20 protein-coding genes are annotated in these 21892 nt (G+C 37.0%); 5 read left to right on the forward strand and 15 right to left on the reverse strand.

Annotated elements, in window-relative coordinates; genetic code table 11:
- The first annotated feature begins 265 nt into the window (after positions 1-265).
- From pabB to KO502_RS14790, 3 genes are all read left to right on the forward strand, one after another.
- Positions 266-1729: an aminodeoxychorismate synthase component I gene (pabB, locus tag KO502_RS14780; protein ID WP_354668339.1), complete on the forward strand. Its 1464-nt coding sequence runs from the start codon at positions 266-268 to the stop codon at positions 1727-1729.
- A gap of 6 nt (positions 1730-1735) precedes the next feature.
- Positions 1736-2308: a CoA pyrophosphatase gene (locus KO502_RS14785; protein ID WP_216023339.1), complete on the forward strand. Its 573-nt coding sequence runs from the start codon at positions 1736-1738 to the stop codon at positions 2306-2308.
- 132 nt (positions 2309-2440) lie between these two features.
- On the forward strand, positions 2441-3853 hold the full coding sequence (locus tag KO502_RS14790; protein WP_216023340.1) for a coniferyl aldehyde dehydrogenase: 1413 nt from the start codon (positions 2441-2443) through the stop codon (positions 3851-3853).
- Positions 3854-4141: 288 nt separating this feature from the next.
- Here KO502_RS14790 and KO502_RS14795 read toward each other — a convergent pair whose 3' ends face one another.
- The 5 genes from KO502_RS14795 to rppH all read right to left on the reverse strand — a co-directional run bounded on the left by KO502_RS14795 (position 4142) and on the right by rppH (position 10044).
- A complete protein-coding gene (locus tag KO502_RS14795; protein ID WP_216023341.1) occupies positions 4142-4993 on the reverse strand; it encodes a thymidylate synthase in 852 nt (283 codons plus the stop codon).
- Positions 4993-5844, reverse strand: coding sequence for a prolipoprotein diacylglyceryl transferase (gene lgt / locus KO502_RS14800; RefSeq protein WP_216023342.1), 852 nt, complete (start codon positions 5842-5844; stop codon positions 4993-4995). The genes KO502_RS14795 and lgt overlap by 1 nt, the downstream gene beginning before the upstream one ends.
- 217 nt (positions 5845-6061) lie before the next feature.
- Positions 6062-6865 carry a sulfite exporter TauE/SafE family protein gene (locus tag KO502_RS14805; RefSeq protein ID WP_216023343.1) on the reverse strand — a complete coding sequence of 268 codons (804 nt, stop codon included), beginning with the start codon at positions 6863-6865 and terminating at the stop codon, positions 6062-6064.
- A gap of 100 nt (positions 6866-6965) precedes the next feature.
- The gene (gene ptsP, locus KO502_RS14810) at positions 6966-9317 is read right to left on the reverse strand and encodes a phosphoenolpyruvate--protein phosphotransferase (RefSeq protein ID WP_216023344.1); all 2352 of its coding nucleotides are present in this window, start codon (positions 9315-9317) and stop codon (positions 6966-6968) included.
- Between the two features lie 211 nt (positions 9318-9528).
- A complete protein-coding gene (gene rppH / locus KO502_RS14815; RefSeq protein WP_216023345.1) occupies positions 9529-10044 on the reverse strand; it encodes an RNA pyrophosphohydrolase in 516 nt (171 codons plus the stop codon).
- Positions 10045-10195: 151 nt separating this feature from the next.
- Between rppH and mutH the strand changes: the two genes are divergently transcribed.
- Positions 10196-10864, forward strand: coding sequence for a DNA mismatch repair endonuclease MutH (gene mutH, locus KO502_RS14820; protein ID WP_216023346.1), 669 nt, complete (start codon positions 10196-10198; stop codon positions 10862-10864).
- A gap of 33 nt (positions 10865-10897) precedes the next feature.
- Here mutH and KO502_RS14825 read toward each other — a convergent pair whose 3' ends face one another.
- The 6 genes from KO502_RS14825 to KO502_RS14850 form a co-directional block, all read right to left on the reverse strand.
- A complete protein-coding gene (locus KO502_RS14825; RefSeq protein WP_216023347.1) occupies positions 10898-11866 on the reverse strand; it encodes a D-hexose-6-phosphate mutarotase in 969 nt (322 codons plus the stop codon).
- A 61-nt stretch (positions 11867-11927) separates the two neighbouring features.
- Positions 11928-14132: a patatin-like phospholipase family protein gene (locus KO502_RS14830; protein ID WP_216023348.1), complete on the reverse strand. Its 2205-nt coding sequence runs from the start codon at positions 14130-14132 to the stop codon at positions 11928-11930.
- 182 nt (positions 14133-14314) lie between these two features.
- Complete coding sequence (gene msrQ / locus KO502_RS14835; protein ID WP_216023349.1) at positions 14315-14944, reverse strand: protein-methionine-sulfoxide reductase heme-binding subunit MsrQ; 630 nt, start codon at positions 14942-14944, stop codon at positions 14315-14317.
- Positions 14945-14982: 38 nt separating this feature from the next.
- A complete protein-coding gene (gene msrP, locus KO502_RS14840) occupies positions 14983-16002 on the reverse strand; it encodes a protein-methionine-sulfoxide reductase catalytic subunit MsrP (protein WP_216023350.1) in 1020 nt (339 codons plus the stop codon).
- Between the two features lie 91 nt (positions 16003-16093).
- Positions 16094-16462, reverse strand: a complete 369-nt coding sequence (locus tag KO502_RS14845; RefSeq protein WP_216023396.1) for a glutaredoxin — start codon at positions 16460-16462, stop codon at positions 16094-16096.
- A 127-nt stretch (positions 16463-16589) separates the two neighbouring features.
- Entirely contained in the window at positions 16590-17141 is a 552-nt protein-coding gene (locus KO502_RS14850; protein WP_216023351.1) for a DUF2058 domain-containing protein, read from the reverse strand.
- 397 nt (positions 17142-17538) lie between these two features.
- On the opposite strand from KO502_RS14850, the gene KO502_RS14855 reads away from it, so the two are divergent.
- Entirely contained in the window at positions 17539-17817 is a 279-nt protein-coding gene (locus KO502_RS14855; RefSeq protein ID WP_216023352.1) for a peptidylprolyl isomerase, read from the forward strand.
- 141 nt (positions 17818-17958) lie between these two features.
- Here KO502_RS14855 and KO502_RS14860 read toward each other — a convergent pair whose 3' ends face one another.
- The 4 genes from KO502_RS14860 to pstB form a co-directional block, all read right to left on the reverse strand.
- The gene (locus tag KO502_RS14860) at positions 17959-19254 is read right to left on the reverse strand and encodes an inorganic phosphate transporter (RefSeq protein ID WP_216023353.1); all 1296 of its coding nucleotides are present in this window, start codon (positions 19252-19254) and stop codon (positions 17959-17961) included.
- A gap of 10 nt (positions 19255-19264) precedes the next feature.
- Entirely contained in the window at positions 19265-19945 is a 681-nt protein-coding gene (locus KO502_RS14865) for a TIGR00153 family protein (protein ID WP_216023354.1), read from the reverse strand.
- A 239-nt stretch (positions 19946-20184) separates the two neighbouring features.
- Positions 20185-20886 carry a phosphate signaling complex protein PhoU gene (gene phoU, locus KO502_RS14870; RefSeq protein ID WP_216023355.1) on the reverse strand — a complete coding sequence of 234 codons (702 nt, stop codon included), beginning with the start codon at positions 20884-20886 and terminating at the stop codon, positions 20185-20187.
- A 123-nt stretch (positions 20887-21009) separates the two neighbouring features.
- The gene (gene pstB / locus KO502_RS14875) at positions 21010-21849 is read right to left on the reverse strand and encodes a phosphate ABC transporter ATP-binding protein PstB (protein WP_216023356.1); all 840 of its coding nucleotides are present in this window, start codon (positions 21847-21849) and stop codon (positions 21010-21012) included.
- Positions 21850-21892 lie beyond the last annotated feature (43 nt).

Here is a 21892-nt window from a genome sequence, read left to right on the forward strand (position 1 = left end):
TAATACAAGGTTGTTGAAAGATATAATAAATCTAACCCTATAATAACTCGCTAATGAAAGTGCTGCCACCGCAAATGCTTTATAATGACTATTTAACTAGCGAATAATGAGAGAATGCAAAAATTTGTGCAATTCGACTGACACTAGCAACAGCAATCCACTAAAACCTGCTCGTATTACAGCTAAAAAAATCACCTTTGCTCATCTTATCCGTGAAGCTAATAACTGTGATGTTAATAACTGTGATGTTAATACTGAAGAAAATATTACTAGTGAAAGGTTGTTCAGCTTGTTCTCACATCAACCGTGGGCAATGTGGTTAGACTCTTGTGAAAGTGAACATGTCGATAGTCGTTTTGATATTATAGTTTGGCAGCCTATTGCGACAATTACTACCCGTTATAATTCATCACAAATTTGTTTTTTCAATCAATATAAAAAGCAGAATGAAAAACAAAGTAAGGTTAAAACAACCAGTACTGACGATCCGTTAACCTTACTAAAAAACCTGCAAGCGCAATTGTTTGATATATCAAGCCCTAAGCATGAACACCTCCCCTATTTAGGTGGTGCATTGGGTTATTTATCTTATGATTTAGGTCGTCGTTTTGAAACCTTACCCAGTATTGCCGAGCAGGATATTAATTTACCTGATATGGCGATGGGCTTGTACGATCAGGCCATTATTTTTGATAAAGTCGAACAGTGTTTTTACCTTATTTGCCAAGAGGACAAACGCCAAAGTATTGAAACATTTATTTATGATGCTCTTGCTCAAAAACAATTACACTTAAATAATATACCTAAGCATGTTAAAGCAAAAACAGCCTTTCAATTAACTTCGTCATGGCAAGCGAATATGACTAAAGAAAGTTATATTGAAAAATTTAAGCAAGTGCAAGAATACTTATTATCCGGCGATTGTTATCAAATTAATCTCGCACAACGCTTTAGCACGAGTTACCAAGGTGATGAATTTGAAGCTTACTTAGCCCTTAGAAAAGCCAACAAAGCCCCTTTTTCAGCTTTTATCCGATTAGATAACTCAGCTATTTTAAGTGTTTCCCCTGAGCGCTTTTTACAACTTTCAAACGGTAAAGTCGAAAGTAAACCTATAAAAGGCACCATGCCGCGCAGCGAAGATCCAATACAAGATGCTAAAAACGCTGAAACTTTAAAAAATTCTCCCAAAGACAACGCTGAAAACCTCATGATTGTTGATTTACTGCGAAATGATATCAGCAGAAGCTGTGAAGCAGGTACAGTGAAAGTACCGTCACTTTTTGCTATTGAAAGCTTTCCTGCGGTACATCATTTAGTGAGTACGGTTGAAGGGGTTTTATCACCAAATAAGCATGCTACCGATTTACTGCGAGGTGCATTTCCTGGTGGCTCAATTACTGGCGCACCTAAAATTCGCGCTATGGAAATTATTGAAGAACTAGAGCCACACCGTCGTAGTGTGTATTGCGGTTCAATTGGTTATATTTCCAATTGCGGCACTATGGATACCAGTATTACTATTCGTACGCTTATTTGTAAGAAAGAAGTTTGTCCGCAAGAAGCCTCTCAGCAAAACACGGATAATGCCCCAACATCTACAGGTGAAATTCATTGTTGGGCGGGTGGCGGTTTAGTTGCTGATTCAACAGCAAATAGTGAATATCAAGAAACTTTTGATAAAGTGAATTGTATATTACCTGTTTTATCAAAACTGAATCAGGTATAGCCCCAAATGACCAAGGATGAATTTTTAGCACGCTTTAATTTATTAACTTTGGTTGAATCTGAACATATTTATAAACATCCTTTACCTTTACGCTCTGCCGCCGTACTTATTGCGTTAATTGACACTAATAATGGTTTACAAGTCTTACTCACCAAACGCGCCAGTCATTTAAAGCATCACGCCTCACAAATAAGCTTCCCAGGTGGCAAGGTTGAACAATATGACGCGTCTTTAGTCGATACTGCATTAAGAGAAGCCTTTGAAGAAATAGGTTTACGCCAAAATAATATAACTATTGTTGGTCAGCTTCCGCCTTATGAAACACTGAGTGGCTTTCAAATAACGCCTGTGGTTGGTATTGTTAAATCAGCTCAAAGTTATTTAATGGATACTGGTGAAGTTGCTGAAATATTTCATGTACCATTACAGCATTTTTTAACACTAAGTAATCACAGGGTTGTCAGTTCAACCCTTAATGGTTTTCAACATAACGTACATTTTTTTCCTTACAAGCATTACAACATCTGGGGCGCAACGGCAGTAATGCTCAAAGATTTAGTCGCCCATATTAATTTTTAGTTTAAGTGTTTACTCGAACCGCCATGACATTTTCATAATTGGATCACCGCCAAGATACCTCTGGGGATGACGCACCTATACAAAGTGCATAGGCATAGGCATAGGCATATAACATAATATAACCAAGGTGAAATGAATATGATTCATAATAAGCAATCTCTAACCGCTATTTTAGCTAAACAGCAATTGGCTTATAAACTATCACCAGCACCTTCTATTGATTATAGAAAAATTCAATTAATGGCCTTAAAAGAAGCCTTATTATCACATCAAGAGGCTTTAATATCAGCACTCAATAGCGATTATGGACAACGCGCCAAACAAGACAGTTTAATTGCTGATATTTTGCCTTGTATCATGAATATAAAGTACACCCTTAAAAACCTTAAAAAATGGACGAAACCACAGCGCCGTCATTCAGGGTTATTGCTATCGCCTGCAAAAGTTACTGTGCATTACCAACCTCTTGGCGTGATCGGTATTATGGTGCCATGGAATTTTCCAGTGATGTTATCAATCGGTCCTTTAATTACCGCTTTGGCCGCGGGTAATCGCGCTATGATTAAGTTATCTGAATATACTCCTGCAACAAATGCAGTACTTAGCACCATGCTCGCTAGTATTTTTGACAGTGAAATTGTCGCTGTAATTGAAGGTGAAGCCGATGTTGCGGCTGATTTTTCAGCACTGCCTTTTAATCATTTATTGTTTACCGGCTCAACAAATATAGGCAAGCACGTTATGCGTGCTGCTGCGGATAACTTAACTCCCGTCACTTTAGAATTAGGTGGGAAATCACCGGTAATTATTACTGACGACATAACTATTGAAACAGCCGTTGAGCGCTTAATTTATGGTAAATGTTTAAATGCTGGACAAATATGCGTTGCCCCTGATTATGTTTTTTGCCCTGAAGCTAAGGTCGAGGAATTTATTAAGGCTTATCAACACAAATTTCAAACAATGTATCCTAACAATGAAAATAGTGACTACACGAATATAATCAATGAGACTCAGCATCAACGTTTACTCACTTGGCTTGATGATGCCAAAGCTAAAGGTGCGACGGTAATTTCAGCAAGCAGTGAAAAAGTAGATCGATCTTCAAGGCAACTTGCCACGCAATTAATTACTGAAGTAAATGACGATATGTTAATCATGCAAGAAGAAATTTTTGGCCCTTTGTTGCCAATATTGCCATACAAAGAGCTTGATGATGTTGTAAATTATATTAATGATCGCCCTCGCCCATTGGCTTTATACATCATGAGTTTTGATAAAAGCACACAACAATTAATTCTTGATAAAACTCACTCAGGTGGTGTAGGTATAAATGATACGGTTATGCATGTTGCTGCAGACGATGCACCTTTTGGTGGTATTGGTGATTCAGGGATGGGACATTATCACGGTAAAGAAGGATTTTTAACTTTTTCAAAGGCGAAAACAGTACTAACACAAGGTAAATTGAATATGGGCAAGTTTATCCACCCGCCTTATGAGCGTTTTGCTCAAAAATTACTGTTGAAGATTTTTATGCGATAACGCTAACTGTTTTTTATTAGTAGCCTTTTCCTTAGGTCTATAATTTATGTCTAAACTTGTGTCTAAACTTATGACTAAGCGAAACTACTACCGATAAAAAATAAGCACTCTTTAGCATACAAAGATCGTATAAAGACGACTCTGATAAGTTTGTATTCAATCTGTAGAAAATAAAAAGCCAATAATTATTAGTTAAAGTAATTTATTGGCTTTTTGAGAGACTAGAAGCTTAAATTAATACAGAGCTTAAATCACAACTCAAATCAGAGCTAAAAGACCTTGTAATAATTACACTGCAAATGGGTATTTAATTGCATCATGGCACTCATAGCCTTCAACAGTAAAGTCATCCATGGTTACCCAAGTTTCCAGATCTTCTAATGTTTTTATTTTAGGGTTAATGATCAATTTAGGTAATGGAAGCGGCTCACGCTTTAATTGCACGTCTTGCATCAATTGTAATTGGTCTTCATAAATATGAGCATTCACAATTTTATGATACGCCGTACCTGCTTTTTTCCCTGTTATTTGTGCCATTAGCGCTAAAAAAGTAAATACTTGCACTTGATTAAAATTAAGACCTAGTGGAACGTCACACGAGCGCTGAAAACTTGTCAAATGCAAGGTATCTCCCACTAAAGAAAAATTGTGAGTGTGCATGCAGGGGCGTAAACAGCCCATGTGAAATTCACCGGGATTATAAAAGGTTAAAATTTCTGCGCGATCATCAATACCATTAGTGAGGTTATCAACAATCTTTTTAAGTTGATCAATGCTACCACCATCTGGTTTTGCCCAACTACGACCTTGAATACCATAAACACGGCCCATATCATCTTCACCTTTACGGTGAGAGTTATTGAGCCAATCTTCATTTAAGTTAGCATTTGCATCCCATGTTTTAGTGCCTAATTTACGAAAATCTGCGGCGTTATCGTAACCTCGAATATAACCAATAAACTCAGCAATAGCAGATTTAAAGAAGCTTTTACGGGTGGTTATTAAAGGGAATTCATTATCGCCAACGTTATATTGCAAATCGGCGTTAATCACAGTTAAACAACGTTTACCTGTGCGCTCGTTCTCAATCCAAGTGCCTTCATCAATAATTCGTTGACATAAATCTAAATAAGCGCGCATTAGCTGTTCCCTTTTATTGTTTTTTTAGTGTTTGAGCCATTCTGACTAATTGCTGACTTTTGTTGTGCTAAATGGCCTACGTAAATCATTAATATCCCCGCTAAAATCATTGGAATACTTAATATTTGCCCTTTTGAAATGAAAGAGAAATATAAACCAAGGTGAGCATCAGGCTCGCGGAAAAACTCAACGATACTTCTAAACACACCGTAACCAATTAAGAATACACCTGATGCTAACCCTAAACGATTAGTTTTACGGCTAATAAAGTATAAAATAGCAAAAAGTACTACTCCTTCTAAAGCGAATTCATACAATTGTGACGGATGACGAGGCAGTTGTAACGGATCGGTAGGAAACACCATAGCCCATGGCACATCAGTCTCACGCCCCCAAAGCTCAGCATTAATAAAGTTACCTAAACGGCCCATACCTAAACCAATAGGTACGAGAGGCGCAACAAAATCACCTACCGTTAAAAAGGATTTATTGGTTTTACGAGCAAAAATAAATATAGCTAAAATAACCCCTAACAAACCACCATGGAATGACATTCCACCTTGCCATATTTCAAATAAATACAAAGGATCAGATAAGAAATATTCAAACTGATAAAACAGCACGTAACCAACACGACCACCTAAAATAACACCTAAAAAACTGTAAAATAATAAATCACTTACTTGTTCACGTGTCCATTCACCTTTGCTGTTATCAGCGGCTTTATTTGCCAAAAACATAGCGGCAAGAAAACCAATTAAATACATAGCACCATACCAACGCAGTGATACTGGACCAATACTAAAAATAATTGGGTCTATTACAGGAAATTGTAAAAACTGATCTGTCATTGCTTATCCGTCTCTTTAAGGGGGAATTTAAAATATAATTAGGTAATAACTTAGTTTGAGCTAATTAGTACATGAGTATTGGTTATTTGAACATTGTTTACTTGAACACTGTTTATTGACAACATCATGTCAATAAACAGACATTTTCGTTATGGTTTACCATCTTTTTATCGAGCTAGTATACGTGTTTAAATATTAAATTTCTTCGTTAAAGCACTTAACCGAGCATCATTTTTATTGCCACAAAAATAAGAAACACTGCAAAAAACTTATTTAATGTTTTAACAGGTAATTTACTCGCAAGTTTAACTCCTATAGGCGCGACAAGCGATGAACTAACAACAATACCAAATAAGGCTGGTAAGTAAATATAACCAATACTCCAATCAGGCAAGTTAGCTACATTCCAACCCGTGATAATGTAGCCAATAGAGCCAAATAGCGCAACCATAACCCCACAAGCAGTGGCAATACCAATAGCATGCCTTACCCGTAAACCAAAAAAACTCAAAGCAGGAACCAATATAGCACCACCAGCAATGCCCATTAAACTTGAGGTTATGCCAGTAATAAAGCTCAATAACTGCAACACATAAGCAGCAGGGAGCGATTTAACTTCGCTTACCTTACTGGCTTTTATTGACAATAACATATAAACCGCAAGTAAAATAACCACGATAGAGAAAAAGTGAGTGAGTGTTTTTACAGAAAGCGAATCTGCAATAAAAGCGCCCATTAAAGCGCCAACAGCGACTAAAACCATTAACTGTTTTGCTAGCTGCCAAGGAATATTATGATTTTTATGATGTGCAAAAGCTGCACTTGTGGAAGTAATAACAATAGCTGCTAAAGAAGTACCAAGCGACATAGGAAAAATAATATCATTACTTACTCCTATCATAGGCAACAAATAAATAAGTGCGGGGACAATAATAAGGCCACCACCGATTCCTAACAACCCAGCCAGAAAACCAACGATGCTGCCTAAGACAATACAAGAAATTAATACCGTTAAAATCATCTGCTGTGCGGAAAACCGCTCCCCAAAAGGTTATAAACTAGTTATTTCTATTACGTCAGATAAATGAAAGAATCTCTTTATTATGATAGGATAAGTGCGCTTAAAAACCAGCACGAATAAAACCACCAAGCCCAAATATTTCAAGCTGTTCATTAAGATAGCTATGCACTTCTTTCGTTGTTGATAATGTTAACGTTTTATCTAATAAGTTTACTGCTTGTTCAAAAGTAATATGACGAATTACCCATTTGATACGTGGTACATTGTGACCATTCATACTTATTTTATCAAAGCCCATTGCTAATAATAAAATAGCGCCGGCTGGCTCTGAAGCTAACTCACCACACAAACTGATAGGGGTTAAATATTGTGCCGATTGCTTCGCTAAGCTATTTAAAGCACTTAATACCGCAGGATGAAAAGCATCGTATAAATTAGCCACTTGACTATTATTTCTGTCAACGGCTAATAAATATTGAGTAAGGTCATTACTACCCACCGAGAAAAAATCAACGCGTTTCGACAAAGCTTCCATTTGAAAAATTACCGATGGAACTTCTAACATAATACCTATTTTAGGGCGAGTTAACGCAGCAGAAACCGCTTTAGCTTTTTGTTGTGCCTGAAGTAATGTTAACTGATTTTGGCTGTTATTAGACATTAACTCATTGGCAATATCAGTGGTTAATTCAACTTTTAACTCAAAAAATGCCTGATTGATTAACCTAACCGCTTCATCAACTTCCTCAACACTTGAGATCATCGGCAACATAATTTCTAAGTTATTCAAACCTTGATTAGCGCGTAACATGGCTCTAACTTGCACAAGAAATATTTCAGGATGATCTAAGGTTATTCTAATGCCACGCCAGCCAAGAAAGGGGTTTTCCTCAGTAATAGGAAAATAAGGTAGTGACTTATCGCCACCAACATCCAATGTACGCATGGTCACGCCATGTTTTGGAAACGCTTGTAATACTTTACGATAAATCTGTGTTTGCTCTTGCTCTGAAGGGAAACAACTACGTGTCATAAACGGGATTTCAGTACGATACAAACCAATACCTAAAGCGCCCAGTTTAGCTGAGTGTTCAAAACCTGCTGATAACCCGGCATTGAGTAACACTTCAATAGCTCTTCCATCTTGCGTTATGCATGGCAAATCTGCCACTTCCATAACTTTATTGGTTAGCTCTTCTTCTTGGTTGAGTAAATATTCGTATTCTTGTTTTAACGTGTCGTTAGGGTTGATAAATAACTGACCGCTATAACCATCAATAATTGCCTGCTGTTGGTGTAACTGGCTCAATACAACGGCATTTACTCCCATAACAGCTGGCAAGCCTAATGAACGTGCAATAATAGCGGCATGGGAGTTATTAGAGCCTGATAGCGAAATAATTCCTAACAAACCTTGATGTTGATATTGCGCAACCATTGAAGCACTGACATCTTGAGCAAGTAAAATAAATTGTTGAGGTAATGTTAATTCTTCTTGAGATTGCTGCTGAAGGTGTACTAGCAAACGCGTGCCTAAATCACGTATATCACTAGCACGCTCGCGAAAATAACTGTCGTCTAATGCTTCAAATTGACTAATATAATGTTCAATTACTAATTTAAGAGCACTGTCTGCACGCCAGCCTTCATTAATTTTAGCAGTAATCTCTTGCCCTAAATTTGCTTGTTCTAATAACTGTTTATAAACATCAAAAATAGCTAAGCTATCATCATTAATCGTTTCACTAAGTTTATTACTTAATTGATTAAACTCTTGACGGGTATTTTCAACAGCTTGTTCAAAACGTAATAATTGATTGTTGGTATCATCAGATTTTTTTAATGATATAGCAGCGAGATCGGCTTGCGGCTGACATACAACAATTTCACTTAACGCAATACCTGGAGAGCCAGCAATACCATGTAGTTGTTTAACTCCTTGGTTTCTCTCTTCTTGTTGATTAAGCAAGCTTTTAATTTCAGCATTCGCTAAGGCGTTTGCTAATTGCGCACTCAAGGTAACTAAAAAGGCCTCGTCATTTTCGGTAAACAACCGAGACTCTGTTTGTTGTACCGACAAAATACCAATAACTTTTCGTTGATGAATTATGGGGGTGCCAAGAAAAGCATTAAAGTCATCTTCTTCAACTTCAGGGGCATGAATAAAGTCTTGATGTTTATGGGCGTCAGATATATTTAACGGCTCTTCACGTTGACCAACTAAACCAATTAAGCCTTCAGAAAAGCCTATACAGGTTTGCCCTTGTGAGCCCTTAGCTAAACCGTCAGATGCCATTAATACAAAGTGTTGCTGATTATAATCGGCAAGATAAATTGAACAACAATCCGTTGCCATCGCTTTTTTTACGCTAGTTACTATACGTTCAAGCGCAACTTGCAACTCTGCTTCTTGGCTAAACTCCAAGACGATACGGCGTAAAGTAGTTAACATTCTATTCCTTTGCGATGACTATAATTGAGCCAAGGTGTACTTTAGCACTTTCTTATTGAGTGCTTTGTAGTAAATAATTTAGTGAGTAAATATACCCGACTAATATTAAAGCTTGTAAATAAATAGCCCACAATAAAGTGGGCTATTAGGATTCTTAACGCGAATCTTCAATCATAATAATAATTAATGTTTTTTATTAACAATAAAAAATTTAAGCCCGACGTTTACGACGTTCTGGACGCCTTTCGTACGTTAACGGTAAAGCATAACTAGCGAACTCTTTCATGACCTTACGATAAACATCACGCTTAAAAGAAACTACCTGTCTCACTGGATACCAGTAACTTACCCATCGCCAATCATCAAACTCAGGATGCGAACTATGTAGTAAATCAACAGATGATTCAGCAGACGTTAATTTTAATAAAAACCATTTTTGTTTTTGACCAACACAAACAGGTTTAGAGTCATGTCTAATATAACGCTTTGGTAATCTATATTTTAACCAATGTTTGGTTGAAGCAACAATTTTCACGTGTTCAGGTTTTAAGCCAACTTCTTCATGTAACTCTCGATACATAGTTTCTTCAGCTGATTCACCTTCATCAACACCACCTTGTGGATATTGCCATGAATGTTGTCCAAACCGTCTTGCCCAAAATACTTGTCCCCTGTCATTAATTATTACTATGCCGACGTTGGCGCGATAGCCTTCGGCATCGATCACAGGAACTCCTGACAATATATATAATACTTACTTCAATTCAATCATATTAACGGCTATTGGGCAAATGATTACTTTGATTTTTTTAGCAAATCTATGATAATAATGGTTAACTTACTTTAGAAAATACCTGCAAGCTTATTTAACTTCCTATATGAACATTCCCTCCTCAGAACAAGAGCTGATCAATAGAGCGACAAACCTTGCTGGTTTAACCTTAGGTGAAATAGCCGAGCAAGCAGGTATTGCCGTACCAAAAGATTTAACCCGTAATAAAGGTTGGATAGGCTTGTTACTAGAACACGTTTTAGGTGCTAGTGCCAGTTCAAGACCTGAGCCAGACTTTCCTCACTTAGGCATTGAGTTAAAGACCTTACCTATAAATGAGCAGGCTAAACCGCTTGAAACAACCTTTGTTAGTGTCGCCCCTTTAACAGGCCTTGTGGGTATAAACTGGCATAATTGTTACGTGCGTAAAAAGTTAGCGCGGGTACTTTGGGTGCCTATTATTACCGACAAAGCAGCACCAATTAGCGAGCGTTTAGTCGGAACGCCTTTTTTATGGTCACCCAATGCTGAAGAAGAAGCTCTACTCGCGCAAGATTGGCAAGAATTAACTGATATGATAGTGCTAGGCGAAGTGGAAAATATTCACGGTAAACATGGCCAAGTGATGCAGTTAAGACCTAAAGCAGCAAACAGTAAAGCTAAAACGCAAGCGTTTGATAAAAAAGGCAAACCTTTTATGACATTACCCAGAGGCTTTTATCTCAAAATTAACTTTACCCAAGGTTTGTTACATCGCTATTTACGAATAAACTAAAACAAGATAAACAATTAAAACTGAAATAAGTAATTAAAGTTGAGATACCTTTATTGTTTGGCTAATAGTCACCGTTTTACCTGCCGGTAATGTTTGCCATTGGGTATTGGCCGCCTCTAAACAAACATACTCTTGTTCACCATGATCGTGAACATCAGCCATAGAGTTTGCTAATTCAGTACCTGGATTCCATAACACCCACTGCTGACAATGTGTACTCACTATATCAATTCTTCGCTGCCACTGACTGTCAATGAGACTCATCTTATCACTACTATGATATACGCGGTCTATCTCACCAACACAACTTACAGACTGTTGTTGCACATTGGATTTGCCTGTTACTTTATCGTCATATTCAACACCAGTTAACGCAGGAATAGTAATATTTTCAGGATTACTAACGCTAAAATAACTATGCAGAGCAGCCGAGTAATGTGTATCTTCTTTACTATGGTTACTCATCGCTAATGTTTGTTCAAAGTTTTTACCAAAAAATAGTGTCTGAGTTAATTGGTAAGCATTTGGCCAAAGTGGATGTTGGTTTTCACCGACTAAAGTTAAAACCAGGGTAACACCTTGCTCGTCAGCACTCACATCTGTAACTGTCCACGGTAACTGTCGAGCAAAGCCATGATTCACAGAGGCCGATAGTAATGGCTCTGTTTCGGTAATATTAACCTTTGATTTTTCCTCTGCGTCTAACGGTGGTGTTGCCATCGATTGAAGTTCAGGTCTTTTATACGGACCAAACCAAGGCCAACACAGTGGTATGCCACCTCGAATTGCTTTACCTTTTTGGTAACTTGCTTGTTCGCTTAACCAAAAAATATCTTTATGCCCCGTTGGGGTAAAACTTAAAACATGACCACCATATAAGCTAACAACTGCAGTACAATGCGCATGCGTAATAGTAAGTGCTTGATGGCTATCTCCCTCATTTTGACTTAATACTCGCGTGGTGACTTTAGTAAAAGGGTTTTCTAACAAACTTTTAGTCATGACGTATTTTCCTGCTATTTAATAGATTACTGTTGAATTTAAATAAGAATAAAAAGGTACTTTACCAATTTTTACCTACCGATAAGAAAAAGCTATACTCCCCATCTGTGGCCAGACCAACACCTAAAGCAGCAGGGCCAACACTAGTATCAGTGCCAAAATAAACACTACCTGAATATATTAATTCATTAATATTAATTTTTTCATCAACATTCCAGACATTGCCGGCTTCTAAGCTAGTACCTAAATACAACGGTAAGTCTAAACCGCCGGGTACATCTTGCCCTAAATCATATTGATAAACAGCCGCAGCAAATGCCGAATGAACACCAAGTAACGCATCTTCTTGATAGCCCGAAAGATTTAAAAAACCGCCCAATTCAGTTACATGAATATTAAAAGGGTTTTCATTTTTAAGGGTTGTAAACGATGTAATCCCAACAAAAGTATGGCCCCCAATACCTACAGCGCCACGCCAGTTAAAGGTTAGCCTTAAGGTTTCATCGTCTTCCTCAAGTGCTAAACCTTGATCATATTTATCTTTTAACCACTGTAATTCTATATGTAATTGGTTGCCAGATGTGGGGAAGTTAATACTATTTAATGTATCATATCCATAAGCAATGAATGTACCTGCACTCTCATACCCTAAACGACCAGCGCCAACAATATCAACCGAAAGCTCCCCTTTTTCAGCAATAGCACCGACTTCAAAAATACCTTTAAAAGAGTAATCGTAACCTAAAGCTAATGTCGCTCGATAGAAGTCATTTTTTAATTCGTCTCGTTCACTTGTTTTTTCCCACTTATCTTGGGCAAAAGCTAAACGAGCACGAGTATAAAGATCAGGCTCTCTTAAGAAAGGTTGATGAAACTCTGTCGATAATGCAACCTCCCAACCTAATTCAATCTCATTTAACCAACGACCACCATAGCTGTTCATATCGGTTAATAAATAGGACATATTTATTGTGGCAATAGAGCGATCAGAAAAGTCTGTTCGCAGATTAAAACCAAAATCAAAGTAATTAGGCCCCCAAGATTTAGCTTTAGTATGCAAGGTGATAATTCGACCCGCTTCAGTGTTTATGAAATCAACGGTTACCTGTTCAAATTTATCTAATGCAAAAACCCTATTAATGGCAGCATTTAATTCGTCTTTAGATAGTGCTTTATTTAACTCAACATCAAAGTATTGGAGTATAACTTTGTTCTCTACTTTGGAATTATTTTCAACATTAATAGCGATAATTTTTGCTGAAAACTCATTGCGAAATTTTTGATTTTTTAATTTTTTATTAGCTTGGTATGCCTGATAATCGTCATCGCTTAGTGAGTAATTATTTAATATTGATAACTGGGCTCTTGCAGCTTCTTCTCCTAATGCTAAGGCTTTAGGCATAATAGACCAATCTGCGGTCCCTAATAAATCAATCGCGGGACGTAATAAAACATCTTTATCCGTTAATAATTTTTTTTGCGTTAAGCTAGTATTATTAGTCAATATAGTGGAAAGCTGATTAACTACTGAAACCGTACTGGTTAATTCACTTTGAGCAACTAAAGGGGAGCCGATATCAACTGCAATAATAATATCTGCACCCATAGCTTTCGCTACATCAACCGGCATATTATTAGTAATCCCTCCATCAACTAACATTTGCCCATCAATTTCAACTGCAGCAACAATCCCCGGTATAGCAGCCGACGCATTCATTGCGCGATTAATACTACCAGAGTCAAGCACGACCATTTCTGCTGTCGCAATATTAGAAGCTACGGCACGGTATGGAATAGCAAGATCATCAAAACTCGTAAATACACCCACCACATCAGTTGATGTTTGTATTAATTGGTAGGCTGTTTGCCCTAATAAGAGTCCATGAGGCACTTTAAATTCAGCGTCGCTATAACCTAAGCGAATACCTAAATTATACATATCTCGGTGTTGTTTATTGATATAAGACAACGATTCTCTTGGGATACTGTCAGAAAAACCATCTGACCAACTCAAGCCAAGCATGGTGGTTTCAATATCTTCAATGCTATAGCCCAATGCGTACATACCACCAACATAAGCACCAATACTTGTACCAGCAATATAATCCACTGGAATATTATGCGCTTCTAACTCCTTGATAACGCCAATATGAGCGGCGCCTTTTGCACCACCACCACTGAGCACTAATCCTATTTTTTCGCGTGCTTCAATGGCAAAGCTAAAAGCTAATACATAAAGCAATATAAAATAAAAAATATAACGCATAAAGGCACTTAAAAAGTAGTTAGTTGGATATGGGCGGCGACACACCTAAACAGGCATCGCAGAGACTTTCGAGGTACAGGGTACAGATAGTACAACAAAATTAACGCAAACAAAATGGATATGCTGTGGCTAAAGGGGAACAAAGTAGGAACAGGCAGAAAAAATCTAGGTACAAAGACTAATTACTTTTTACCCTTACAAAATAATAAGAGTAATAGACTTTTTATTTTTCGATGACGAAAAGCTAATAAAATAATCGTCAGCAGAATATAAAGCATAGGGGATATTAGCTCGGACTTAACTGACCAATAAAAATGTACTGCAACTAAAATCACAATAAGGTAATTAAAATTATGCAATTTTTGCCAAGACGCTCCCATTTTTCGCCTCAAAGCATTATGAGACGTTATCGCCAATAAAGTTAGCAACACAAACGCCGCCATACCAATAGAGATATACGGGCGTTTAACAACCTCATTAAAAAAAAGTGACCAGGCAAACTGTAAATCAAAAGAAATAAAATTTAATACATGAAATAAAGCATAACTAAAAGCGTATAAGCCAAGTAAACGTCTAACTTGTAATAAATATCCTTGTTTCAATATTTTTGCTAACGGGGTAACCAATAAGGTAATTAATAATAAGTTAAAAGCACCAATACCAGTAAAATGAATAACCCGCTGTACCGGATCGGCACTTAATTGATCCGTAAACGCCAAATAATAAAGATTTAATAATGGTAATAGTGCTGAAAGGTGAATAATAACTTTTAGTAAAAGGACTTTAGTTGATGTTTTTAGCTTAGCGTTCATTGACTTGATTCCAATTACTAATAGTCATAACTATTATTCTAATAATACTTGCTTAAATCCATACCTTTATAGAGGTGAGCGACTTGTTCACCATAACCATTAAACGGTAATGTTTCTATGCGGTTGCGAGCAAACAAACCGCCAGAGGTAATACGCCTTTCACTTGCTTGACTCCACCTTGGGTGATCGTGATTTGGATTGACATTAGCATAAAAGCCATATTCATTAGGCGCTAATTGTTGCCAGGTCGTTTTCGGCTGCTTACTGACTAACTTAATAGAGACGATTGATTTAATGCTTTTAAAACCATATTTCCACGGTACAACTAAACGTATGGGTGCACCATTTTGCGGTGGTAAGGTTTTACCGTATAAACCAACGCTCATCAAGGTTAGCGGGTTCATTGCTTCATCGAGTCGTAAGCCTTCAACATAAGGATAAGAAATACCCCCACCTAAACGTCTGTCTGCTTGTCCTGGCATTTGTTTGGGGTCATACAAGGTTTCAAACTGTACGTACTTAGCTGATGAATTAGGAACTACTTTCTTTAATAACTCAGCTAAAGAAAAGCCAATCCAAGGAACAACCATTGACCATGTTTCCACACAGCGCAGTCGATAAATTCGCTCTTCTAATGCAAACATTTTAGTTAAATCATCGTAATCTAACATTATCGGTTTTTCACACTCACCGGAAATAGTAAGTTGCCATGGATCAACATTAAAATTTTGTGCTAATTCTGCAGGCTGATTTTTTTGCGCGCCAAATTCATAAAAATTATTATGCGTAATAATTTTATTTTCTGGGGTTTTAATTAAAGATTGATTCTTTGTATCGGTGGTAAATTTCAGCTCCGTGGTTTTGAACACGGTATCTTTTTTAGCAGGTGCACTGTCAAAAAAACCTGCTTGAGCATTTTTAGCGATGGCAGAGCTAAGTATAGCGCCTGCTCCTAAAAAACCCATATTTTTAACCAGTTGACGACGTTGTAAATAAACAGACTCGTCTGTAACGTCAGAGGCTTTCAGTTGGTCTTTATTTTTGAACTTTATTAACATAAAAGTGCCTACTCGGTTTCATCTAGAATTTAAATCAAGTGATTAACCTAATAGACACGTTGAACTGATAAATAATTTCAAAGCAAAGTATTTATTTTGGTTTAGTTAGCGCTTCTAAATAACTAACTATATCGTTTGATTCATATAACCACTGTACTTGTCCCGCTTGTTTTTCTATACGTAAACAAGGCACTTTACGTTTACCTCCTTCACGGGTAAGTTCCTCACTAAAATCATTTTGACCGTTGATATTACGTAACTCAATAGTTAAGCCTTCACGTTTGATAGCTCTGCGTACTTTTACACAAAATGGGCATGACGGTAATTGATATAAACTTAACCCTTGTGTTTTGGCGTCAAACGTTGCTTGTTCGTCGGCAGTGCGTTTAGGCGAACTTGGTGAAAATATCACATTTAGTAATAATATTAATTGCCCTATTGGCCAACGGATTGCTTTCATTAACATAGTAAGTAATAACTCTTTAGTTTAGTTTAGTTTAAATTTAAGGTGGATTTAAAGTGTGATTGTAAACACTAAATAGAAGTGTAAAACACAGCTGAAATAAATGAGACTAGTTTGCAGCTTATTACCACATTAAATCATCAGGAATTTGATAATCCGCATACGGATCTTCTTCATCAACCTCTGGTGTATCAACTTTGTCATTTTGCACAAGAATAATACTGCTATCTAATTCAGCTATTTTTGCTGCAGTTTCACTGGTCACAATAAAAGTAGTTTCATTTAAGCCACATAACGCTAAGCGGCCATTGACCAATGCTTTATGCGTATTGCTATCAAGCGCTAGTTTTTTAACTTTATTAGCAAAGGTATAGTTATACTCATTATCACCACTAACACCTTTAAGTTGATGATGTTCAAGTATTTGTTTAATACGTAATTGCTGTTCTTTATTCGCTAGTTCTAGCTTTTTAGCTTCATTAAGCGCGGCATCTTTCGCGGCTTTGTCTGCTTTTGAGATAGCTAAATCTTGTTTTACTTGTTCTTGCAAAGTAGCACCGTGAGCAACACCACTACGCTTTTGTTTGTTTTTTTTACGTTGGTCAGAGTTAGCCTGACGTGCTTTTTGTTTAGTGGTTAATCCTGCTTTAAGCAGCTGTTCCTGAAGAGAAGCCATCAATAATCCTTACATAATTAAGCAATTAATTGTAGCCGCCTGTTATTACGATGAGGCTAGCTGATCACAGTTATTGCATAATAAGTTAATAAGTTGGGTTAATAATATTGCCGTTATTCTACCTACATTTAAAGGTAAGTGCGAACCTATACCGCCCAAATAAACAAAGATTACCCCATAAGTTTATTTTGATTAGAAGCTTTCTTTGTAAGCGACTAAATACAGGCAATGCACAGGCAATATATCCATTTATTTGTTGCTATATTACGAGCTTAAACCGCCTGACTTTCAATTGTTGGAAATATGCGTTACTGTACGTTGGCTCAATTATATATATTTTAATATAACTATATTTCGATATAACTATAATTTCACATTACAGAAATAGGAAAAAAGTATGTCTCAAGCAAGCGCACGCCACCTTTTAGTGGAAACAGAAGAACAGTGTTTAGCCTTAAAAGCTGAAATAGAAGCCGGTAAAGACTTTGCTGAAGTTGCGAAAGAACATTCAAGTTGTCCGTCAAATGCACAAGGTGGTGACTTAGGTAGTTTTGGTCCTGGCCAAATGGTTCCTGAGTTTGACAAAGTAGTTTTTTCAGCTCCTCTAAATACAGTGCAAGGCCCAGTACAAACTCAATTTGGTTACCACTTATTAGAAGTAACAAATCGTAGCTAATCAGCTTGTTCCTTTTAATTAATGTATCAATAAGTAAAAATAAAAAAGCCGCAATAAATTGCGGCTTTTTTGTATCTTGAAAATATTAACAAGTTAACTGTAATAGATAACTTGTTAAATCACTTCGCTTTGATTAAGTAATTATCCAAACCATGCTTGCATCATCCAGAAGAAGATGATTGATAAACCAGCACCTACCGGTAAGGTAATTACCCAAGAAACTACAATATTACGAACCACACTCAAATTAATAGCAGCAATACCGCGCGCCATACCAACACCTAACACAGCTCCAACAAGTGTTTGGGTAGTAGAGATAGGTAAACCAGCACCAGAGGCTATAACAACGGTACTTGCCGCCGCTAATTCTGCAGCAAAACCACGACTTGGTGTTAAATGCGTGATGCCTTGTCCAATAGTCGCGATAACCTTATGACCAAATATAGCTAGACCTGCAACAATACCAAAACCACCTAATGGTAATATCCACCAAGCAATCGTTGACTTAGCAGCAATTTCACCATTGTGCTCAACAATACTTACTACCGCCGCTAATGGGCCAATAGCATTAGCAACATCATTTGAACCATGAGCAAACGCCATTGCACAAGCAGTTACAATCATTAAAATAGCAAAAACTTTTTCAACATTAACGTAATGCGCTTCTTTCGCTAAATTTTCATCGAACTGTAAACGCCTAATAAATATTTTACCGATAGCCGCAACAATCACAGCGATAATCGCCGCTAAGTAAAAGCCACCGGGGCCATTAAGTTCAAAACTAACAAAACCTAAATCGACATTGTCTAAGCCAATATGCTTAAGTCCTTTTTTGATAGTAACTAATGATAAAACAAACCCGGCAAGAAACATATAAGCAGGAACCCAACGTTGAGCTTGCTTTAGTGGATGGTCTGTATCAAAAATAAGTTTTTGAGCGCTATTAAATATAAGAAAAGCAATAACACCAGAAATAAGTGGGGTGATAATCCAACTGCCGACAATACCAACAACTTTACTCCACTCTACTGCTTCAGCACTAACGCCTACCGCAGCAAAACCAACAATAGCCCCAACAATTGAATGTGTTGTAGATACTGGCCAACCTAATGCTGACGCAATTAATAACCAGGTTGCTGCAGCAAAAAGCGCTGAAATCATCCCGTAAATAAGTAACTCAGGGCTACTTATAAAGTAACTTGCATCAATAATCCCTTTACGTATTGTTGATGTTACTTCTCCACCGGCAAGGTAAGCACCGGCAAATTCAAAAATCATTGCGATAATGATAGCTTGTTTAATTGTTAATGCTTTAGAGCCAACTGATGTGCCCATTGCGTTTGCAACATCATTAGCACCAATACCCCATGCCATGAAAAAACCGACAACAGCGGCAAGTATAATAAAAGTACTACCTGAGTTAAGAATAATATCCATGAATTAAGCCTTATTTTCTAGCAAGAAGAATTTCTAAACGCGCACCTACACGTTCAGCTAGATCGGCTAAATCACCAACCCAATCAATAATTTGATATAAGAATATTACATCAACTGGATTCAAGTCCTTTTCAATCGCTAATAAATGTTTACGTATTGACACTTGTAATCTATCGGTATCATCTTCGATAGCATCTAATTGACTTATCATGTTTTCAACTAAACGAACTTCACGGCCTCGAAAGCCTGTTTCTAATAAGTCATCAAGTTCATTAATGGCTTCTTCAGCTTTTTCTGTTGCTTCAATACAACGTGTTAAATAAGCAGTAAATTCAGCTTGTAAGCTTGCTGGGATTTCAAGGCTACGCCCTAAAACACGACCAGCAATATCTTTTGCTTTGTTTGCTATTTTATCTTGTTGTGACACTAGCTCAAGTAAGTCTGTTCTATCAACAGGCATAAATAAGCCCCCTGGTAGTTCTAAACGTAATTGACGTTTTACAGCATCAGCATCTTGCTCTAGCTTGGATAATTTACGACGAACATTTGCCGCTTCATTCCAGTCTTGAGCGGTACAAGCTTCAAAAAAAGGGATTAGTTGTTGGCTACATTTAACAACTATTTGAATATGATTTACTAACGGTTTTATCGGTGATTTTGCAAATACACCTAAGATTGTATTTTTATTCATAATTTGTCCAGTCAGTCTATAACTCTCGTCATTGCTATTCGCCGCGGATAGTACCCCATTTAACCGTTAATGTTAAATGCTAATATCAGCATAACACTACTCAGATATTAGCTAGACAATACTATCAAGAATATATCATTACTATTTTGTACTTTATTAACGTTTTCCTATTTATAAAATAGTTAGGTAATCAATTGAATTAAATATAATTATTTACACTCAGATGAAACTTTATGTTTTCAAAGGTTTTGCATATCTTCTGCTGTGGTATGGCGTACAACTTTACCTTTTACAAAGTAAATAATATATTCACAGATGTTTTGACAGCGATCACCAATACGTTCTAATGCGCGTGCTGACCAAATTACCGTCATGACTTGTGGAATTGAACGTGGGTCTTCCATCATATAAGTCATTAATTGACGCATTAAGGCTTCATACTCACGATTAATTTTATCATCCATTTGGTGTATTTTAATCGCCGTTTCAAAATCCATACGAGTAAAAGCATCAAGACTCGCTTGTAAAAACTCCAATACTTGACGACCCAAATTATCAAGGTTAACAAGTAAATCTTGCTGTGAAGATGAAAAACTTTCCAGCGCTACTTTTGCAATTTTTTCAGCTTCATCACCAATACGCTCTAAGTCTGCAATAGTTTTCACAACGGCCATAATTAAACGTAAATCACCAGCAGCTGGTTGGCGCTTAGCAATAATGCGGGTACATTCGTCATCAATACTGACTTCATAAGCGTTAATTTGATAGTCATTGCTCAACACTTGTTTAGCTAAATTCACATCAGACTGACCAACAGCAGCTAAGGCGTCAATTAACTGTTTTTCAACTAAGCCGCCCATGTGCATTACATTGTTGATAACACGCTCTAAATCTTCATTGAATTGACCTGAAATATGTCGGCCAATTTGTAACTTATCCATGATATATCCCTTTATAGGTATCTACTTTATCTAGGTACTTGTAAAAGTTAATACTTTATAGGCTTAACTTTTATTTAAACTATTCATTATCATTACTACTACGATAATTGTTAATACGAGCGATTAACCGTAACGACCGGTAATATAATCTTCAGTTTTCTTTTTTTGTGGTGTCGTAAATAAGGTATTTGTATCGCTATACTCAATTAAGTCGCCCATATACATAAATGCGGTTTGGTCTGACACTCGTGCCGCTTGTTGCATGTTATGAGTAACGATTACTACAGTAAACTGTTCTTTAAGATCGTTTATCAACTCTTCAATCGTTAAGGTAGAAATAGGGTCTAGTGCCGATGTTGGCTCATCAAGTAATAATACTTCAGGTTGAATCGCAATAGCGCGAGCAATAACCAAACGTTGTTGTTGTCCACCAGATAAACCTAACGCACTTTCATGTAACCTGTCTTTTACTTCATTCCAAAGCGCTGCGCTGCGTAACGATTTTTCAACGGCTTCATCAAGATTACGTCGATTGTTTTCACCCATAATACGTAAACCATAAACAACATTTTCATAAATAGTTTTCGGAAAAGGATTAGGTCGCTGAAATACCATACCTACTTTTCGTCTAAGCTCGGCTACATCAACATGTTTATTATAGATGTTATTACCGTGCAGGTTTATTTCACCACTAATATGACAATCATCAACTAAATCGTTCATGCGGTTAATACAACGTAATAACGTTGATTTACCACAACCACTTGGACCGATAAACGCGGTTACCTGCCCTTTTGGTATCGACATTGAAATATTGTTTAACGCTTGTTTCTTACCATAAAACAAATTCAATTTGTTAATGTCTAAAGCAACTTGCTCTGGCGTTAAGTTGGTTAAATCTAACTTGCTCTCAAAAGAGGTTTCTGAGCCTGTAGCCTGTGCTTTTGGGGTAATAGAAATCATAATAGCCTATTCTCTAATTCTTTTTCATTGTTCAATACTTATA

The organism is Colwellia sp. E2M01, from assembly GCF_018860585.1.
Classification (GTDB): domain Bacteria; phylum Pseudomonadota; class Gammaproteobacteria; order Enterobacterales; family Alteromonadaceae; genus Colwellia.

What these genes read in the sequence shown, in the direction of transcription:
- KO502_RS14785 (WP_216023339.1), top strand. Translation starts at nt 1,736, where the DNA reads ATGACCAAGGATGAATTTTTAGCACGCTTTAATTTATTAACTTTGGTT.
- KO502_RS14790 (WP_216023340.1), top strand. Translation starts at nt 2,441, where the DNA reads ATGAATATGATTCATAATAAGCAATCTCTAACCGCTATTTTAGCTAAA.
- KO502_RS14795 (WP_216023341.1), bottom strand. Translation starts at nt 4,993, where the DNA reads ATGCGCGCTTATTTAGATTTATGTCAACGAATTATTGATGAAGGCACT.
- lgt (WP_216023342.1), bottom strand. Translation starts at nt 5,844, where the DNA reads ATGACAGATCAGTTTTTACAATTTCCTGTAATAGACCCAATTATTTTT.
- KO502_RS14805 (WP_216023343.1), bottom strand. Translation starts at nt 6,865, where the DNA reads ATGATTTTAACGGTATTAATTTCTTGTATTGTCTTAGGCAGCATCGTT.
- ptsP (WP_216023344.1), bottom strand. Translation starts at nt 9,317, where the DNA reads ATGTTAACTACTTTACGCCGTATCGTCTTGGAGTTTAGCCAAGAAGCA.
- mutH (WP_216023346.1), top strand. Translation starts at nt 10,196, where the DNA reads ATGAACATTCCCTCCTCAGAACAAGAGCTGATCAATAGAGCGACAAAC.
- KO502_RS14825 (WP_216023347.1), bottom strand. Translation starts at nt 11,866, where the DNA reads ATGACTAAAAGTTTGTTAGAAAACCCTTTTACTAAAGTCACCACGCGA.
- KO502_RS14830 (WP_216023348.1), bottom strand. Translation starts at nt 14,132, where the DNA reads ATGCGTTATATTTTTTATTTTATATTGCTTTATGTATTAGCTTTTAGC.
- msrQ (WP_216023349.1), bottom strand. Translation starts at nt 14,944, where the DNA reads ATGAACGCTAAGCTAAAAACATCAACTAAAGTCCTTTTACTAAAAGTT.
- msrP (WP_216023350.1), bottom strand. Translation starts at nt 16,002, where the DNA reads ATGTTAATAAAGTTCAAAAATAAAGACCAACTGAAAGCCTCTGACGTT.
- KO502_RS14845 (WP_216023396.1), bottom strand. Translation starts at nt 16,462, where the DNA reads ATGAAAGCAATCCGTTGGCCAATAGGGCAATTAATATTATTACTAAAT.
- KO502_RS14850 (WP_216023351.1), bottom strand. Translation starts at nt 17,141, where the DNA reads ATGGCTTCTCTTCAGGAACAGCTGCTTAAAGCAGGATTAACCACTAAA.
- KO502_RS14855 (WP_216023352.1), top strand. Translation starts at nt 17,539, where the DNA reads ATGTCTCAAGCAAGCGCACGCCACCTTTTAGTGGAAACAGAAGAACAG.
- KO502_RS14860 (WP_216023353.1), bottom strand. Translation starts at nt 19,254, where the DNA reads ATGGATATTATTCTTAACTCAGGTAGTACTTTTATTATACTTGCCGCT.
- KO502_RS14865 (WP_216023354.1), bottom strand. Translation starts at nt 19,945, where the DNA reads ATGAATAAAAATACAATCTTAGGTGTATTTGCAAAATCACCGATAAAA.
- phoU (WP_216023355.1), bottom strand. Translation starts at nt 20,886, where the DNA reads ATGGATAAGTTACAAATTGGCCGACATATTTCAGGTCAATTCAATGAA.
- pstB (WP_216023356.1), bottom strand. Translation starts at nt 21,849, where the DNA reads ATGATTTCTATTACCCCAAAAGCACAGGCTACAGGCTCAGAAACCTCT.